The organism is Pedobacter sp. BG31, assembly GCF_042464845.1.
Taxonomy (GTDB): domain Bacteria; phylum Bacteroidota; class Bacteroidia; order Sphingobacteriales; family Sphingobacteriaceae; genus Pedobacter; species Pedobacter suwonensis.
Genome location: NZ_JBHNZK010000003.1, coordinates 280,538 through 297,974 on the forward strand (window position 1 = coordinate 280,538; position 17,437 = coordinate 297,974).

A 17,437-nucleotide genomic window follows, 5' to 3' on the forward strand; every position below is an offset into this window, starting at 1 on the left:
ATGTACATCAATATTACCGATAGTAAAACGGCGAAAAATAAAGGTAGCAGCAGGGAACTGGTGCATTATCTGGAAAAGGAGAACAGGATTGAAAACAAATTGGAACAAGAACGTTGGTTCAATCATGAGGGGCGGTCATTTGAGGGGTACGAGGTTCGGCATGCCATAGACGGAAATGTTGCTAAACTCGGAAAGGCCGATGCGAAATTCTTTCTGATCAATATCAGTCCCAGCCAAAAGGAATTGAAGCATCTTGCGGACAAATATGGAGTAACGGACATCAGGGAGCAATTGAAATGTTATGCCGAGCGTTTGATGGATGAGTATGCCCGAAACTTTAAACGCCAAGGTGTAAACTCGGCTAAAGACCTATTATGGTTCGGAAAGGTTGAAAACCATCGCTACTACGGATTTAAGGATAAAGAGGTCATAAATGGAAACAAAAAACGGGGCGAGCTGAAGGAAGGAAACCAGTTGCATGTGCAGATCGTAGTCAGTAGAAAGGATGTAGCCAACAGTATCAAGCTCAGTCCAATGAATAATTCTAGGGGCAGGAATGAGCAACATTCAAGAAAGCTTGGACAGTTCAATCGTGTCGCCTTCAAACAATGTGGCGAAGACCTGTTTGACAGGACATTTAATTTTGATAGACAGCTAAGAGATAAAATGGCCTATGCTAATATTCAAAAGAATGGAAGTCTGGAACAGAGAATGCAATTGGACGTTCTAAATAATGTAACTGGCAATAAGCTTTTGAAAAACAACTTGGTCAATGAGATTACAAATGGCGAATTCCCAACCCTTAATGATATGATATCGAAAACGAGCTATGCAAGTATCTTTGAATTGCTCTTAGCACCTACTTTCGAACCAGCTCTGCAAGATCCTAATAAAACAAAAAAGCGTAAAAGAAAAAAGCGTTCGATAGATCAAGGATTAGTACGATAGCTTTCTTGTTGTCAGAAAAAAAAATAGGTACGTGAGACAAACTTCAGACTACCGCGAAAAAATAGAAGCTCTACTTTGTAAAGTGTCGCCAATATATTATATATTCGAAAGGTTGGCGTTATAGATTAGCTCACATATAAAATTTATAAAAAATATAGCCGATGGACAACACGACAATAAGACGACAGAAAGATACCACCACATTTAATTTTGACAAACAATGAAGAAGTCTCACCAACATCCAAATACGGACCAGTTGATAATTTGGAGACAACTTTTAATAGAAACAAGGTTAAAAAATTTAACTTTGACGATTGGAAATTTGAGGAAATAAATGACGACAAAAACAGAAACAAAACAGTTTCAATATGAAATACAAAGCTTTCAGGAGAACTGCGTTATAAACATTACCAGTCTTTTTGAAAGTCTTCGCCAAAAATTAAATTTTGGTGAGGTGCTGACAGCCCACCACAAAAAGTACAATTACAATTTTCCAGTTCATAATACAAAAAACATTGATATAATGATGGAAACGGGAACGGGTAAAACCTTCACGTTTATTAAAACCATTTTTGAACTAAGTAAGCATTTCGGTTACAAAAAATTTATCATTCTTATTCCGACAGTTCCAATTCGAGAGGGAACAAAAACAAATTTAGAAGATACTAAAGATTACTTTAAAAGCCTTTACGCTAACGAGAAAGAAAAGGAGATTGAGACTTTTGTTTACGAAGGTGGAAATTTATCCGCAGTTAAACAATATATAGGCTCATCCCATTTATCTGTTTTAGTAATGACACCAAGCTCATTTAACAGCAAGGACAATATTCTAAACAGACCTTTGGAGCGTGAAATAAATTCACCTGAATTATTTGTAAATAACCAAGAACCGCCAAAATCCTATTTGGAATGTTTGAAACGCTTAAATCCAATCGTGATAATGGACGAACCTCACCGTTTTGAAGGGAATGCCTTTAAAACTTATTTCGAAGGTTTTGACAATTTCTACCTACGTTTTGGAGCAACATTCCCAAAAAAGAAGGACAGCTTGCCTTTATCCAATGTAGCGTATGTATTAGACAGCATTTCTTCGTTCCGACAAAGTTTGGTAAAGAAAATTGTGGTTTACACGCAAGACGTAATTGAAAATACAGACACACTCATTGGCATTGAAAAAGTTGGTACGGTTAATAAAGCCTTTGTAAGCACCTTAACCAATGGAATTACTGCCAGACGAGAATTAGGAGTTGGTGCAGTTTTTAACGGTAAAAGCATTAAGAAAATTAACAAAGACACTATTGTTTTAGCAGACGATACGATTGAAAAGGTTGATTATTCTTTGTCGGACGAATCATTTCGGGCAATGATTAAAGAAACAATCAAAATTCATTTTGAAAAAGAAAAAGAGTTGTTTGAGCAAGGTATAAAAGCTTTGACCTTGTTTTTTATGGAAAGCGACACCAGTTTATTTCGTGGAAGCAATCCAAAAATCAAGAACTTTTTTGAAGAGGAATACAAAAAGAAATATACAGAAATTGTAAGCAAACTTGACCAATCAAGCGAATATTATAAATTCTTGCAGAATGATTTTGACAGCGACAATGCATTGCAAGTTCATAAAGGATATTTTTCAGGCGACAAAGGAAACGCAGACGAAAAAGTAAAAGCAGGAGTTGACGAAATTCTAAAAGACAAAAAGAAATTGCTTTCGTTTGAAAGTCCCACTCGTTTCATTTTCTCCATTTGGGCGTTACAAGAAGGTTGGGACAATCCGAATGTTTTTACAATCTGTAAACTTTCCAATCAAGGAAGCGAAATATCGAAATTGCAACAGATTGGTAGAGGCTTACGCATTTGCGTTAATCAAAACTTACAACGTAACACACTGAAAAATCTGAATGACGACCAAGAAGCATTTTGGAAAATCAATAACCTTGATGTAGTTGTTTCAAGCAAGGAACACGGTTTTGTTGAAGCAATTCAACATGAAATTTTAAGTAACTCATTCCTTATTTCTGAAATATTTACAGAACAGGAACTCATTAAGACACTCAAAGAAAAATCGGGCTTTGATGATGATACCGTAGTTACTTTAGTAGATGATATTTTGAAAGACAAGAAAATGATTGTTCGCAAGGCAATTGTTGACGGTCAAAAGATTTACGAAAAATCGCCCGACTTTTCCGCTATTCTAATAGAACAAAACTTGCCCGAAGAACAACATAAAGCAATTGAAAGCTTGTTCGCAACCGATACAAACACATATGTTCAGAAAGCCGAGAAGAAAAAAGAGAAAAAGAAAGTCTTCATAAAGGCAACGCATTTGCAAGAGTTTCAAAATCTTTGGAACGCTATCAATAAAAATGCTTTCTATGTATTAGAATCTTTGACCACAGAACAGGAAAGCCAACTGATACAAAACATAAAATCACAAATTGAAGCCGTAAACATTGAGGAAATTTTATTGCAAACCATTCGTGCTGAACTAAACGTGAATAAGATTGGCGAACAAGGAGCAATCACAGAAAAACTGACTGACACCGTTTCATACAGAAGCAAAGTTGATTATTTGGAATTGGTTCGCACTTTGTCAAACAACACCAAAACGCCTATTTCGTTTGTGGTTAAAGTTTTCAATGCTTTGAGTGATGATTTCAAAACGAAAATGCTCTGCAATAATCCTGACCAGGCACAAAGAGAAATTTCCGAAATAATCAACAAGAATTTAATTGCAATGCTTAAAACGAACATTAAGTATGACGGAATTAACGGCACGGGTTTGCCCAACGTCTTCAAAACCGAAAAAGGAAAACCGTATTTAGATACAGGAAGCGTTGGTAAATTTCAAAAAGACATTGCAGGCAATTTCAATTTAAAAAACAAGTGGGTATTTGAAGAAGTGATTGAATATGATAGCGATTTTGAATTAGAAATTGTGGAGCAAGATCCCGACATTGACAGTATTGAAATTTTCGGCAAGCTACCCCGTCTAAAAATCAAAACGCCATTAGGAGATTACAATCCCGACTTTTGCTATGCTATCAAAAACATCGAAGGCAACAAAATATTTCTTATAGTGGAAGCTAAAGGTTACAAGTTATCATCAGCAATACCCGTAGATGAAAAAGGAAAAATTGACTTTGCAAAAAAGTATTTTGAGGCATTAGGCGAACACTACAAGGATCACAATATTAAAATTTCATTTAAAGAACGCATCAATAAAACGCAATTGGCGGCATTGATCAACAACGCTTAAGACAATGGCAGAACAAGATTTTACAAAAGCAGGATTTACAGTAGTTGGTACAGAGGCCAGCGAAAACAAATTGTTGAGTTTTCTAAAAGAAAACTACCCTAATATAGTTAGAGATACCGAGATAAATATTGAAGAACTGAAAGCTGTTTTGGGCTTGCCCATTGATGAAAAAGTAAACGGTTACGGTTTAAACTTTGTAGGAAGAAACTTTGCCAGGGCTAAATATGCTCAGAAAACAGAAAAGGAATTGCGTGTCAACGCGATACTTAGTAAGAATTTTGACACAACTGGCAATTTAGTATTAAAAGGGGACAATCTTGACAGTCTGAAAATTCTAAAAAACTATTATACTGGAAAAATTAAATGCATATACATAGACCCCCCATACAATACCACGGGCGATGAATTTGTTTATCCTGATAAATTCGACAAAGAAGAAGCGGAAGTTTTAGGATTAGGAAACTTAAGTGAAAGCGATTTTGCTAGAATGGACTTCAGCTATAAAACAAAAAAAAGTCATAATGGATGGTTGTCATTTATTTATCCACGTCTTTTATTAGCAAAAGATTTGTTAAACAAGGAGGGCGTAATCTTTATCAGCATTGATGATAATGAATATGCTAACCTAAAATTACTATGTGATGACGTATTCGGAGAGGAACATTTAGTTGGGTCTTTTGTATGGAAAAACAAATATGGTGCTGGAGCAAAAACCAAAGGGTTTATTGAAGTTCATGAATACATCTTGTGTTATTCCAAAGGTAAGATCACTAATATAGAAGCAAAACTAACTGATGAGCAAATAAAAGTATTCGATAAAAAAAGAGACGAAAACTATGTAAATAGAGGAGGATATATTACTCAACCATTAATGACTAAGAGTATGGATGATAGAGACAACCTGAAATACTCAATAGTATACGAGGGAGATAAAATTGTTCCAAGGAAGCAGTGGGTTTGGGAGGAAACAAGATTATTGAAAGCAATCGAAAGGAATGAAGTTGTCTTTAAAAAGAAGAAAAATGGAGAATATAGTGTCAGGAATAAAGTCTATTTAAAAGATGAAAATGGTAATTTAAGAAAAGGTAAACCAATTACAGTTTTGAACGGACCATTCAATCAAGAAGGTACAGAAGAAGTGGAAAATCTGATTGGTGAGGGAGTTTTCAGTTTTCCTAAACCTACAGCTCTATTGGAATACCTGTTATCATTTACAATAAATGAGGAAAAAAAAGACAATGAAATATTTCTAGATTTTTTTGCTGGATCAGGAACTACTGGTGAGGCTGTCATGAAGCTTAATGCAAATGATGGGGGAACACGAAAATTTATTTTGTGCCAAGTAGACGAGGCTGTCAAGAAAGACAAGTCTGCATACAAATTTTGTCTCGAAAATAATTTGCCACCTGTAATTTCAAGCATAACGATTGAACGCATTAAAAGAGCAGGAGAAAAGATTAAAAACGTTATAGAAATAGAGAACACCAAGACAGGACTTTTTGAGTACGATAAAAAACAAGTTCCTGATATTGGATTTAAAATATTTGACAGTATAGATGCTCCAAAACTTAAAGTTGACGACAAAGGACAAATTTCAATAACTGAAAATGAGAATGATGCTTTAAGTCGTATCTATAATATGATTTTCACCGTTGGTTTAGATGAGCCTACACAAATTCCCGAAGAAATAATGAAAGATTGTATTTACAAAATAGGAAACCATTACTACATAACGAACAGTAATAAAATCACAAGCGATGACTATTCAAATGCAATTAAAAACGGCAAAGTATTTATTGATGGTTGGACAGCGAGTTTAAACGGAACTTTACAGAATTATAAAGAAGAAGTAAAAATAGTTTTTTAACCAGTAATTACTGACGTTCCACCAAGCAAACCTTACTCCGATGGTCTCCTATTTTGCTACTGCACTTAGCGAGTTGGGTTGTAAGCTTATTTATCTATCATTGATTTGTCTGGCATACTAAGTCGGTTTTAATGTTAATCAAACATTATTTTTCAATTCGCTCTTCTAGGTGCAGCTCGGCATTCGGGTACTTAGAAACGTTATTTGACTCGGCAAGATATCCGGAAACAAAAGAGACAGCATTTAATAATGCTGTCTCTCTCTTAATTTATTGATTTCCTTTTTTTAGTAATTCTAGCTTTTCACGTTCACTTGCTAGCAGACGCTCATATAACTCAACAACTTTATCAAGCGGATTATAGTGACATTGATAGTTATACTGATATGCCGAAGCATTATCGTGCATATTTTGAATATGGAAGATAAGCACTTCTTCACTGAAATTTTTAATTGCCTCTACACTAACACCAAGCACACCTGCAATTTTATCTAACATTGCGTCTTCCACATCTTCACTCTGCTCAATCTTTGAGATGGTCTGTTGGCTTACGCCAAGTTCAATGGCAAGATGATCCTGCTTTATACCACGTATTTCCCTGATGCGGCTGATCTTTCTGCCGAGATGCACTTTGTTAGATTTTGTAGGCGTTTCCATAAAGCAAATATAATAAATTCTGAAATAGTACGGAACTACGGTTCTGTGGTAAGATACCAATATAATTGGTAGGATACGGCAAATGGCCTGCGGAACTTTAGGATTATAACCTAAACCTAAAGACAATGGAAAATCAAGATGACAACATGCTCGGCGGAAAAGTGCTCCGTACCTACCACTATAAGGCCAAAATGTCCCGAACGGACGTAAATATTCTGTATAGTATGATGCTGCTCAGGATATCAAAGGGATATCTCCCAGAGGAGACATCGTTTCTCATGGGAATGGGGAACGATGCGATCGGCAACTTCGAAAAGCTTGCCCGAAAGAGAATGTCCATGGGCATGCTCATGGACATACTTGCTGCCCTTGGCAAAAAATCAGTTAGCGGCTTTATCCTTTTCGGCTCAGGCCGCAAGGCAGATGATTTTCTGTGCCACATGGTTCGTACTAAGCGAACTAAAATCATAGAACACACCCTGTACATTGTAGATGACGCTGGAACTGAAAGATTGGTCTTCAAGCTTTTCGAGCTTAACCCAAGCTACTTCCAATTCCCAAATAGCGACGAACATCGATTAAAGGAGACACGGGAAATCCTCGATGTCGAGCTAAACGATAATTGGTTTAGCCCGAAGACACCGCTTGAGATCTATCAACATTGTTGTCTGTTGACGGATCAGGAGATCGAGCCCCGCAATGTCATGAAGGTACTCGAGGAAATGACCTCAAGGCGCAGCTACCCCAAGCTGTTGCGCAATAAAGCTAATGAGGGAAGAAAAATCACATACGAAAAGATAGACAAATAGGAATTATGGAAAAGGAAAACAAGATTGCTATTGCTGGTCGTATTGCCCAAGCGATAGCTGTAGAACGTATTTATGGATTTGAATATGGTAGTGGAGATAATTTTGGGCTACATCTGCTTATCCTTGCCTGCTCGCCCGATGGTGCCAAGCTTACCGAGCTTGATCCATTCGTACTGATGGCCATCAACGAGGAAAAGACGAGCTTTCGCATTTATCAGGCAAGCGAGATCAGAAGGCTACAGACAGAGGATAGTATCTACCATCTAAGCATCTGCTGTCACTCCAATCTTCTTTATGAGGCTGATGAAGCTACACCGATGCCACAGTTTTCAGTGGAGGATTTGAGGCAGGTTCGACTTCGATCAGCTGCGGCATACGATAGCGCAATGTTACGTGTAGCCTCCTTTAGCGAGGGTGCAAAGTTCTATATCGAAAAGAATGACGACACTGTTGCGTTATTTATGCTCCATCAGGTATGCGAACTGACCTGTAGGGCGCTTGAAATCGGGTTGTGTGGCAATGAAAAACGTTCACATCAGTTAGAACAACACCGCAAGTATTTGAAGAAGCTCCTTCCTGAGTTCGAAATCATACCCAAGGAATTTGATGTAGAAGCTGGAAGATTGATGCTTAACATGATGGACAAGGCCTATTCGGCGGTAAGGTATGAAAGCGGATTTTCGGCTGAGGGCATCGATATCCAATCGGTGCATCAATTGGCATTGGATTTCCGTAAATACGTGGAGGCAACAATAAGGCTATTTCTTGAAAGTGGGGATGATATATTTGAGCAAGAGCCAATCAGTGCAAAAATCCCTTTGCAGGTGGTAGAACATATGGGGCAGACCAGTAGTGACGAGGTGCTTGTTGGCATATTGGAAATCATCACACATTATCTTGAGCCACAGGCTGTCTATCAGCTTGGGATGCGTACAGATAGCGAAACGCAGGATGGTATATTCGGCAACAGTGCCATCATTTCACGTATTGGCGTGCACTACGACCTATTGGTCATCAGCGAAGTTGCCAATCCCTATGCGCTGAACCTCCAACAACATATTACCCATAGATGTGGCGAGGGCGTATCGGTATTGTTGTTGATACATGGCCAGAATGAATTCTCTAAGGCTGTACAAAGGGGAAGTAGTTTTTTCCATGCGATAGCCAAATCTGGAAAATTATTGCTGGGCAGCGAAATCCCTTCGAAAATGATCGCAACAGATGCACGGAGGTACAGCGCAGAAAAACTGGATCGCAGTACGCTGAACAGGAATACAAGGGCTGAGGAGTTTTTAAGATGTTCGGGCGAAATGATAGATGAGGGACACATGGTGCTTTCAATTTCCCTGATGTCCCAAGCGGTGGAACAGGCCTGCCTCGGGCTTATCCTCAAATATCTTGAGTATAAGCCGAATTTGTGCCGTGTAGGTCATCTACTAGATATCTGCGGAATGTTCTGGCCGCAAGCAAGGTTGTATTTTCCGACGGTATTGAACAATGATAGAAGTATGTACCGCAGGCTGTCCGATGGGCAGTCCAATGCAAGATATGGCATAGACGAGATTGATGACTGGAGTGACGCATGGGGACTGTACAGGAAAACTGAAGCGTTTGTTGGAGATGTAATTCTGCTTTCAAAGAATAGTTTAGTTACCGCTGAAAATCCCGAATAATATGAGAAAAAGAAACGAAGTCCCTATTGAAATACCATTAGAATTCAGGGTTGCCTGCACGCTGCTGAACCTAGAAATAAGTGGGGTACTACAGCGCTTTATCGACCATGTTTCGGTATACTGTTTTTTAGGGGGTGGCCCGCTTGATGGCTACAGCGAGGCTACCAGTGTCATAACCGACCTGAACCTTGAACAGCTACAAAACGAAAACAGTACAGCATGTCGGCCGAAACGGGAGCTATCAAAACGGCATTCAGCCTGCCCCCCCTAAAGGTATTGCGGCAGTTGGTAGCACTTGGAACAAGTAATGTCGGTAAGTGAGCAGCAGAGGCATCAGCGTAGTATATCGCTTGTGGAAAAGCTCTATGGTTATAGGAAGGAGTATCAGCGCAGTCCCGAGCGGCTGTTTTTGGAAGATGGGGCTTGTCTGGTCTTCGGAAAGGACTTTAGGATCATCTGCGAACTATATGCGGTAGATGCGATCAGCTATCTACAGTATTTTATGTCGTGTATCTCCCTTGCAGAATTTAGGGCGCAGGTCGCATTAAAGAGACAGCTTGAGAGTATGCCCCAACTTTTCGTCTTTGATTATATCAGCAGGAACAGGGATGAGCAATCGAAGATCATACCCCTGACCGAGGCAATCGATTTGTACATAACCGAATTACAGAAGCTCAACGCAAGGCACTTTATCGTGCGAGATCTGAAGAAAAGAACGGAATGCTATCGGGAGTTCTTTTTATCGCATTACTACAATATACTAAAAGAGAAAGGAGATCATTATGGAAACACCAATTAAGCTTGAACTGCCCGAAGACTTTATCATGATATGTGAAATATTCGAGATCAGACCGCAGGAGTTCATCCAAAAGATACTGGATGAAATATCACTTCCACGTTATTACAGTGGCCAGAACGGAAAGGAAATTTGGTCGACACTGATCATGTTGGAGCACTTGGACACAATTGATTTTAGCGAGGAGAAACTTGCCCTACACGAACCCTATATGGAAAAACTGCACAATATCGTTTCTCAGAAGCCATCTGCCAACGAAGAAGAGGTTGAGCTGACGGAAAGAGAAGCGAGGAACCTCATGGTCGAATGGCACAAGGCGATACTGGCATACCGCTCCAAGTATCTTTTGGATGGTCTGGCCGATGATGTATAGGTCATATTTCCCCACGCTCATTTTCGGCCTGCGGAACGCCCACGCACTTGCCCGCACCAGTTCCCGCTTTTAGCATCTACGGTGGGAAATTCGCTTGGAGGTTGTAATTGCAGTGGGAATACCAATGGTATTTTGCTGATTTTTAATGATTTAATCGTATATTAGATTATCGTAAGAAATTTTTCATGGCCTGAGTGGTGCAGGCTTTCATTTTTTGATTGTTTGACGGGACTATTATATAATAGTCCCGTTTATTGTACAGGGATGTGGGGTCCACTTAGAATAGCGAGTAGAAATTAAATTTTATCGCTAATCTCTTGCCATTCATCTAAAGGTTGTATATAATCAGTCAATTGACAAGCATCATCTGCTATTGCATACGATAATTCTAATGCGATAATGTCCTTACTCCCCTTCTTCGCTTTTGCAGCTTTAGTATAGTATTTTTCCAAATCTCCGTTCGACCAGATAAAAATATTATGTGTATTGAGCTCTTTTTGAAATTTGTTAAAGCGGTTTTCTCCCACTTTGGTTAATAGTTCTTGTTTTAAATCACTTTTAATATATCTTTCTTGCATATACGTAATCAAAGATGCGAGCTCATCATCTGTTTTCTCGATAGTACCGTTCTGGAATTTCTCGAAGATGTTCAGTAACTGTTGAGCATCAAGATTTGATTGTACGCCCTTTAATCTTTCTTTTAAAGCTATGGGATCAATTTTATCGACATTAATCAATCCCTTTATCTTTTCCAGTTCTGAAGTTAGTTCTGGCAGATTTAGAAATGTGAGTATTTTTTGAAGAACATCTTTGTAGCAGTCCAGATCACCAATTAAAATCCATTTGATTTTAAAGGCGTTCAACATCTTTATATAGCTTAAAAAATTACCCTTTCCATTTACTCGAGCAACAGATATATTTTTATAATCTAGATATTGTTTAGTTTTCTTTAATTTATCAATCGCCGATGGTAGCAAATAGTTTTCTCCTCCTTCAACTAGTATTACCATGTCAGAGAAAAATATCTCTGTGTTATTGCTCCAAAGAAATCTTTTGATTTCCTGTGATATGCCTAAATCCTCACTTCTCTTTATTTGAGAAACTTGTGAGTAATTATTTTCGGGGGATTTAAAAACCCGTATAATATTCGATGGGTCAACACCTTTCAAAAACTCTATCGAATGAGTACTAATTATTAGCTGCCTTTGAGTTTTGTCATTTAAGTAGTTATTTAACTCTGCTGAAATTATTCGCCTTGCTTGTGGGTGTAAAAAAACTTCAGGTTCTTCTGTGATTAAAAGAGAACTGGTGGCGTGGAACTTATTGCAATAAAGTGAAAATAATGCAATTATAACTGCACTTTGAATACCTGTGCCTTTTTCTGTAATAGCTCTATCAATTCCATCATTTATAAAAATTTGAACATTTTTGTAGATATCTGATGGGTTATCATTGTATAATTTAAACGAAACTTTTTGATGAGCAATTGCTTGGCTTATGACTTTTCTAATTTCTTCTGTGTTATCAAAGAAAAGTTTGTCAACCTGCATCTTAATTTCTTCTGAATGACCTAAAATCAATTCAATATAACTACCCTTATTAGTAACTAGTTCAGTATTTTTATTATCATTCCAAATTTTTGATATTAGTTTTCCAAACCATGTATAGTTAACAACCCTCAAATCTTCTTTGGGGCTTCTAAGGGAATTTATAACCGTTGACGTTATTAAGGCATCACGTAGCTTTTTTGGAACAAAATGAGACAACCAATACTCATTATTGTTTTTAAGTATTAGACCATATCCCGATGCATCTTCTGACCTTAACGATTTAGTGAAAAAAATCTTTATGACTGTGCTCTGCTCAATAAAGGAAATCAATGCATCACCCTTCATCCATGTAGTTTTGTGATTGCGTTCATTGGCGACAATTGCGGGATTCTCAGCTATAACATCTAAATTCTGTAATAAATTATAGTTCACTTTGATTTGATAACCGTCGTAAGAATAAATTGACGATATGTTGTCGACTTTTGAAAAAGCAATATTCTTTATTATAGTAGCTATTAGGTCTTTGTTTATATCTCTCTCTTCTATAGTTACTTCGATATAGAAATTGTCCTCGACAACATCCTGTATCTCATCGGTATCGGGATTTGGTTCTTCATGACAATAAAAATCATTTTCCGTAATATTCAAATAGGTCGGGAATTTCTCACCAATTAGCATATCCAATGCTTTCACTATATTGGACTTACCACAATTGTTTTTACCAACAATGACGTTTTTTCCTTTTGAAAATTCAATTGTTGATTCTTTAAAACTTCTGAAATTTTTAAGAAAGAGCTTCGAGATGTACATTCATCTAAATTATAATTTTTAAGATAGATTATTTACGAATCCCTTACGTTATTTAGAGTTGGTTTACTACGAATTAACAAGATAGCGGCAACAATCCAAAGTTTACTGCCGCTGTCTAAATTGACTCTTAAAATTGAAATAAGAAAAACCTAATCTTAATCACAAGTATCCTTAATACCTATACAAATTGTTCAGCTAACCTGACCTTGAGATTTGCCATATCCTCGCTTAACTTAATGTCCAATATCTTGGCGTAGTGCTGTGTAGTCCTGATATTCGTATGCCCGAGCATCTTGGATACACTTTCGATAGGTACGCCATTTAAGAGTGTTACCGTTGTTGCGAATGTGTGGCGGGCGATATGCGAGGTCAGTTTCTTTTCGATACCGCACAGTTCGGCTATCTCCTTTAGGTATTCGTTCATCTTTTGATTGCTCGGAACGGGAAACACAGTTCCGAGATTGCCGCAGATGGGATGGCTTTCGTATTTGTTGATCAACTCAACTGCGTTTTGAAGTAAAGGGATGGAAGCCCTTACATTAGTCTTCTGACGGTTCTTGATGATCCAAAGCTCGCCATCGATACCCTTTTGTATATCAGTGACCTTTAGCTTCTGCACATCGGCATAGGCAAGACCAGTAAAGCAGCAAAAAAGGAAAACGTCCCTAATAACATCCAACCTCGCAGAAACAAACCGCTTTTGTAGTATGATCTGGATTTCCTCCTGTGAAAGAAAGTTCCTATCGACGGTTTTCGTGCGCCCCTTATAGAAAGTTATCGGGTTGCTTTCTGCGGTTCCGTTCTCACAGCAGATATTGATAATCTTGCCAAGGTTCTTGATCATTTTTACGGTATAGTTGTTGGCACATGATCGTGACCTTAGGTAGTAATCAAAGTTGTTGAAGAATGAAATATCCACTTTTCCCACCTCCACATCATCAGCCTCATACTGCATCTTGATAAAAGTCTGCAAGTGATTGTAGAGTACTTTATATCTGTTCAGCGTTCCCCTCACGTAATCTTTGCCGACTAGCGCTTCCATTTTTTCGTTGTGTTCAGAAACCGCATCCAATAGCATAGAAGATTTTGCAACCTTACCAACCAATACATCCCGAATAGATTGTGCAGTGATTTCCATACCTGACTGCACTAGTTTGGCATGGGCGTCATACACCTTATTTTGCAATTGGTCTAGGCTGGTGTTGAATAACCGATATTTTTCCTTGGTACCAGTTGCCCTTCCCGATTTGCAATGCCAGCGGTCGGGTTCACAAGATCTGCCAGTGGCAAGTTCCACACGTTTCCCATCTACCGTGATGCGCATGTAGATATGGGCTTCGCCCTCTGAATAGTTCTTTTGTCTTTTCATAAAGAAAAGCAGGCTAAAATTAGTTTTCATAATCTAACGATTAAAGGTTAACAAATTTAGCATTGGCAACTAAAGGACACAAGATGTTCAGTTTGTAATACCCTGTACACTAAATGGATACAGCTTATTCGGTGAGTCATACAGACTTTCAGGATGACTCACCGAATTACGCACCTTTTTTTTGGGAATTCGTGCAAGTTTTGGTAACTTCCTAAAAGTAAAAACCCTGCTAATCGTGCGATTGCAGGGTTTTATACGTTTTGTTAGTCATTTCTGTGATCCCGCTGGGATTCGAACCCAGGACCACTACATTAAAAGTGTAATGCTCTACCAGCTGAGCTACGGAATCGTTCCTTTTGTTTAAGGAGGTGCAAATATAGAGATTAATCCTTTCTTTGCAAATGTTTTTATAAAATGTTTTTCGATATTTAGCGTTTAATTTACTTTGGCCATTTGTAATTCCTTGATTTTAAAATGGCTAAGACCTGATTTTTTTTAATATTTTTTTTTAAAAATAATGATGATGGGGCGGTAGCTGTTAAAATCTGATACTTGTTATTTGGATGTTTTGGGTATAAAGTTCAAAAATGATTGAAACTGGGCTTTGTGTTTGTTTTTATCGAGCTTAAAGTAGAAAGCACCACGTCTGGAACTCGATTTATCCTTCTCATTTTGTTTAATAAGCAAACCACTGGCCGTTATTTTACGGATAAAGTTGCGGTTATCAATTGGGGCATCGTAAACCTGCTCATATAAAGCCTGCAATTGTGGTATGGTAAAACGTTTGGGTAATAACTCAAACAAAACAGGGTGGAGGGCAGCCTGGTATCGGATTTTATCCATCGCTGCTTTAACCATCACGTTATGGTCAAAAATCAGTTCAGGTACTTCTTTAACCTTAAACCATTCTGCATGATACTGATCATTAATCTGCTTGCTGTATTTATTAATATCAATCAATGCAAAATACACTACTGATACCGTACGTTCAATCGGATCACGGTCAGGGCTACCGTAAGCGTGCAATTGCTCTAAATATACATCGTGCAGTCCGGTAAGTTCTAAAAGGATCCGTTTCGCAGCACCATCAAGGTTTTCATCCTCGCCAATAAAACCGCCCATTAAACTCCATTGATCTTTTATTGGCTCAATAGCTCTTTTGATAACCAAAAGTTTAAGATGTTCGCCGTCGTAACCAAAAATAATGCAGTCAACAGCAACCAATACAGGTTTCTGATTTAAGTATTTTCCCATTTTTAAAAAAGCAGATTTAATTTAGCATCGTTGTAATCGGTAATATAGCCCAAAATATTTGGATAACCATCAAATTCTTCAACTGCGTGTGTAGTTGTTAAAACCAGGCATTGCATACCTGCGTTCTGCGCTGACTCTACACCTTTTGGTGCATCTTCAAACACCAGGCAATCAGCGGCTGAAATGCCGAGTGCGGCTGCAGCCTTTAAAAAGGTTTCCGGATCAGGTTTACTCATTTGCACATCATCTGCACTTACAATCGCATCCAGGTAATGGCGAATGTTTAAACCATCTACCACAAAATCAATATTGAAGGGAATAGCTGCCGAGCCAATGGCCATCGGTATTTTTGCAGCCTTCGCCCGATCCAGAAAATTGTTTAAGCCGGGAAGTAAAGCTAAATTCGGTAGATAACCGGCCTGATAGCGCTTTTCCTTTTCTACCGAAAGCCGTTCTATTTCTTGCTGGCTAAATTTATCCTTGCCAAAAACGCGTTCCAGTACTTCGTGGTTTTTGCCGTACATTTCTTTTTTTACGCTTGCATAATCAAGCTCTGAACCTAAATCTTCGGTCATTATACTGTACCAGGCCATGGTATGGTACTCCATATCGTTAATCATGGTTCCGTTTAAATCAAACAGAAAAGCTTTTGGTTTGAAATTCAAATCGCGCATATGCTTGCTAAATTATATGATTTTTTTTGATGTAAGGAATGATCATCAATATTAACAGAAATAATATGATAATCGTTAACCTGACGTTAATTATTTTTTACTACTTTAGCCCTAACCAAAAATAAATCTGTATGCAAGCATCAGGAGTTTTGCTATGTAAAAATCACGATCGCTTCATCAACTTAAAAAAAAGTAAACTGATGAAAAAACCATTTCTTAAAGCATTACCATTGGCTACCTTATGTTTAGCCCTTGCTTTTAGCGCATGTAACCCCACAACTGATAAAGGTACAGCAAGCAGCACACCGCAAGATTCGTTAAAATACAACACCACTATTGATGGTAAAGCGGTTAAGCTTTATACGTTAAAAAATAAGCAGGGCGCTTCGGTGTCTATTAGCAATTATGGCGGAAGAGTAGTTTCGTTGCTGGTACCAGATAAAAACAACAAACTAACCGATGTAGTACTGGGCTATGATAGTATTGATGCCTATCGTAAAAAAGGAGAGCCATTTTTTGGTGCGCTGATTGGACGTTACGGAAACCGCATTGCTAAGGGTAAATTTACTTTAGAGGGCAAAGAATATCAATTACAGCTTAACGATGGCGTAAATACCTTGCACGGTGGTACTGATGGTTTCTTTGGCAAAGTGTGGGATGCGAAACAACTGGATAGCACAAAACTGGAGCTGAGCTATGTTTCTAAAGATGGTGAAGCCGGCTATCCGGGTAAACTGGATGTTAAGGTAATTTATACTTTAACTGACGACAATTCACTGCAAATTGATTATGAAGCCACTACAGATAAAATAACTATTGTAAATCTAACCAATCACGCTTATTTTAACTTAAACGGCGAAGGAGATAGTACCATTTTGGATCACGAACTGATGATTGACGCCAACACTTATACGCCGGTTGACTCAACATTAATCCCGACTGGAAAATTACAGCCGGTGGCGGGTACTGCTTTCGATTTTAACAAAGCAAAATTAGTTGGCAAGCAGATTGGCGATAATGATGAGCAGTTAAAATTTGGTAAAGGTTATGACCATAACTTTGCTTTAACCCACCATGATGGTAAAACACCGGTTGCGGTGGTAAAAAGTGCTAAAACAGGTATTGTGCTATCAGTGATAACCACAGAACCGGGCTTACAGTTCTACAGTGGTAATTTCTTAACTGGAGCGGATAAAGATGGTAAAGGCGGTAAATCATACCCACACCGTTCGGCTTTCTGCCTGGAAACACAACATTTTCCTGATGCGCCAAACCACCCGAACTTTGCTTCGACAGTTCTTAAACCGGGTGAAACATATAAAACAAGTACAACTTATAAGTTCTCGAAATAAGGCTACTGTTTAATTGGTTAACGGTAAGTTTTATTCAGACCTCTCAGGTTT

At 38.2% G+C, this 17,437-nt stretch carries 13 protein-coding genes and 1 tRNA gene; 8 read left to right on the forward strand and 6 right to left on the reverse strand.

What is annotated here, in order from left to right; genetic code table 11:
• The 3 genes from ACFE6N_RS06365 (at position 1) to ACFE6N_RS06375 (ending at position 6,071) form a co-directional block, all read left to right on the forward strand.
• Positions 1-948, forward strand: coding sequence for a DUF5712 family protein (locus ACFE6N_RS06365; RefSeq protein WP_378934874.1), 948 nt, complete (start codon positions 1-3; stop codon positions 946-948).
• 334 nt (positions 949-1,282) lie between these two features.
• Positions 1,283-4,204: a DEAD/DEAH box helicase family protein gene (locus tag ACFE6N_RS06370; protein ID WP_378934876.1), complete on the forward strand. Its 2,922-nt coding sequence runs from the start codon at positions 1,283-1,285 to the stop codon at positions 4,202-4,204.
• A gap of 4 nt (positions 4,205-4,208) precedes the next feature.
• Positions 4,209-6,071, forward strand: coding sequence for a site-specific DNA-methyltransferase (locus ACFE6N_RS06375; protein ID WP_378934878.1), 1,863 nt, complete (start codon positions 4,209-4,211; stop codon positions 6,069-6,071).
• Between the two features lie 268 nt (positions 6,072-6,339).
• On the opposite strand, the gene ACFE6N_RS06380 is transcribed toward ACFE6N_RS06375, so the two are convergent.
• Positions 6,340-6,726 carry a helix-turn-helix domain-containing protein gene (locus ACFE6N_RS06380; protein WP_378934880.1) on the reverse strand — a complete coding sequence of 129 codons (387 nt, stop codon included), beginning with the start codon at positions 6,724-6,726 and terminating at the stop codon, positions 6,340-6,342.
• A 125-nt stretch (positions 6,727-6,851) separates the two neighbouring features.
• Here ACFE6N_RS06380 and ACFE6N_RS06385 point away from each other — a divergent pair, with 125 nt between their 5' ends.
• The 4 genes from ACFE6N_RS06385 (at position 6,852) to ACFE6N_RS06400 (ending at position 10,377) form a co-directional block, all read left to right on the forward strand.
• Positions 6,852-7,535, forward strand: a complete 684-nt coding sequence (locus ACFE6N_RS06385) for a hypothetical protein (protein WP_378934882.1) — start codon at positions 6,852-6,854, stop codon at positions 7,533-7,535.
• 5 nt (positions 7,536-7,540) lie between these two features.
• Complete coding sequence (locus ACFE6N_RS06390) at positions 7,541-9,208, forward strand: HEPN domain-containing protein (protein ID WP_378934884.1); 1,668 nt, start codon at positions 7,541-7,543, stop codon at positions 9,206-9,208.
• A gap of 307 nt (positions 9,209-9,515) precedes the next feature.
• The gene (locus tag ACFE6N_RS06395) at positions 9,516-10,007 is read left to right on the forward strand and encodes a hypothetical protein (RefSeq protein WP_378934886.1); all 492 of its coding nucleotides are present in this window, start codon (positions 9,516-9,518) and stop codon (positions 10,005-10,007) included.
• Positions 9,991-10,377 (forward strand): hypothetical protein, encoded by a 387-nt coding sequence (locus tag ACFE6N_RS06400; protein ID WP_378934888.1) that lies wholly within the window; start codon positions 9,991-9,993, stop codon positions 10,375-10,377. The genes ACFE6N_RS06395 and ACFE6N_RS06400 overlap by 17 nt, the downstream gene beginning before the upstream one ends.
• Before the next feature lie 296 nt (positions 10,378-10,673).
• Here ACFE6N_RS06400 and ACFE6N_RS06405 read toward each other — a convergent pair whose 3' ends face one another.
• The 5 genes from ACFE6N_RS06405 to ACFE6N_RS06425 all read right to left on the reverse strand — a co-directional run bounded on the left by ACFE6N_RS06405 (position 10,674) and on the right by ACFE6N_RS06425 (position 16,034).
• Positions 10,674-12,737 carry an ATP-dependent endonuclease gene (locus ACFE6N_RS06405; protein WP_378934890.1) on the reverse strand — a complete coding sequence of 688 codons (2,064 nt, stop codon included), beginning with the start codon at positions 12,735-12,737 and terminating at the stop codon, positions 10,674-10,676.
• A gap of 178 nt (positions 12,738-12,915) precedes the next feature.
• Entirely contained in the window at positions 12,916-14,136 is a 1,221-nt protein-coding gene (locus tag ACFE6N_RS06410) for a site-specific integrase (RefSeq protein WP_378934892.1), read from the reverse strand.
• A 246-nt stretch (positions 14,137-14,382) separates the two neighbouring features.
• Positions 14,383-14,455 (reverse strand) — tRNA-Lys (locus tag ACFE6N_RS06415).
• 206 nt (positions 14,456-14,661) lie between these two features.
• Complete coding sequence (locus ACFE6N_RS06420) at positions 14,662-15,360, reverse strand: NrtR DNA-binding winged helix domain-containing protein (protein WP_090979378.1); 699 nt, start codon at positions 15,358-15,360, stop codon at positions 14,662-14,664.
• Between the two features lie 2 nt (positions 15,361-15,362).
• The gene (locus tag ACFE6N_RS06425; protein WP_378934894.1) at positions 15,363-16,034 is read right to left on the reverse strand and encodes an HAD family hydrolase; all 672 of its coding nucleotides are present in this window, start codon (positions 16,032-16,034) and stop codon (positions 15,363-15,365) included.
• 200 nt (positions 16,035-16,234) lie between these two features.
• Between ACFE6N_RS06425 and ACFE6N_RS06430 the strand changes: the two genes are divergently transcribed.
• Positions 16,235-17,386 carry an aldose epimerase family protein gene (locus tag ACFE6N_RS06430; RefSeq protein WP_378934896.1) on the forward strand — a complete coding sequence of 384 codons (1,152 nt, stop codon included), beginning with the start codon at positions 16,235-16,237 and terminating at the stop codon, positions 17,384-17,386.
• The last annotated feature ends 51 nt before the right edge of the window (positions 17,387-17,437 follow it).

Bases quoted from the DNA above. Each gene is read 5' to 3' on its own strand.
- ACFE6N_RS06365 (WP_378934874.1), top strand. From the start codon at position 1: ATGTACATCAATATTACCGATAGTAAAACGGCGAAAAATAAAGGTAGC.
- ACFE6N_RS06370 (WP_378934876.1), top strand. From the start codon at position 1,283: ATGACGACAAAAACAGAAACAAAACAGTTTCAATATGAAATACAAAGC.
- ACFE6N_RS06375 (WP_378934878.1), top strand. From the start codon at position 4,209: ATGGCAGAACAAGATTTTACAAAAGCAGGATTTACAGTAGTTGGTACA.
- ACFE6N_RS06380 (WP_378934880.1), bottom strand. From the start codon at position 6,726: ATGGAAACGCCTACAAAATCTAACAAAGTGCATCTCGGCAGAAAGATC.
- ACFE6N_RS06385 (WP_378934882.1), top strand. From the start codon at position 6,852: ATGGAAAATCAAGATGACAACATGCTCGGCGGAAAAGTGCTCCGTACC.
- ACFE6N_RS06390 (WP_378934884.1), top strand. From the start codon at position 7,541: ATGGAAAAGGAAAACAAGATTGCTATTGCTGGTCGTATTGCCCAAGCG.
- ACFE6N_RS06395 (WP_378934886.1), top strand. From the start codon at position 9,516: ATGTCGGTAAGTGAGCAGCAGAGGCATCAGCGTAGTATATCGCTTGTG.
- ACFE6N_RS06400 (WP_378934888.1), top strand. From the start codon at position 9,991: ATGGAAACACCAATTAAGCTTGAACTGCCCGAAGACTTTATCATGATA.
- ACFE6N_RS06405 (WP_378934890.1), bottom strand. From the start codon at position 12,737: ATGTACATCTCGAAGCTCTTTCTTAAAAATTTCAGAAGTTTTAAAGAA.
- ACFE6N_RS06410 (WP_378934892.1), bottom strand. From the start codon at position 14,136: ATGAAAACTAATTTTAGCCTGCTTTTCTTTATGAAAAGACAAAAGAAC.
- ACFE6N_RS06420 (WP_090979378.1), bottom strand. From the start codon at position 15,360: ATGGGAAAATACTTAAATCAGAAACCTGTATTGGTTGCTGTTGACTGC.
- ACFE6N_RS06425 (WP_378934894.1), bottom strand. From the start codon at position 16,034: ATGCGCGATTTGAATTTCAAACCAAAAGCTTTTCTGTTTGATTTAAAC.
- ACFE6N_RS06430 (WP_378934896.1), top strand. From the start codon at position 16,235: ATGAAAAAACCATTTCTTAAAGCATTACCATTGGCTACCTTATGTTTA.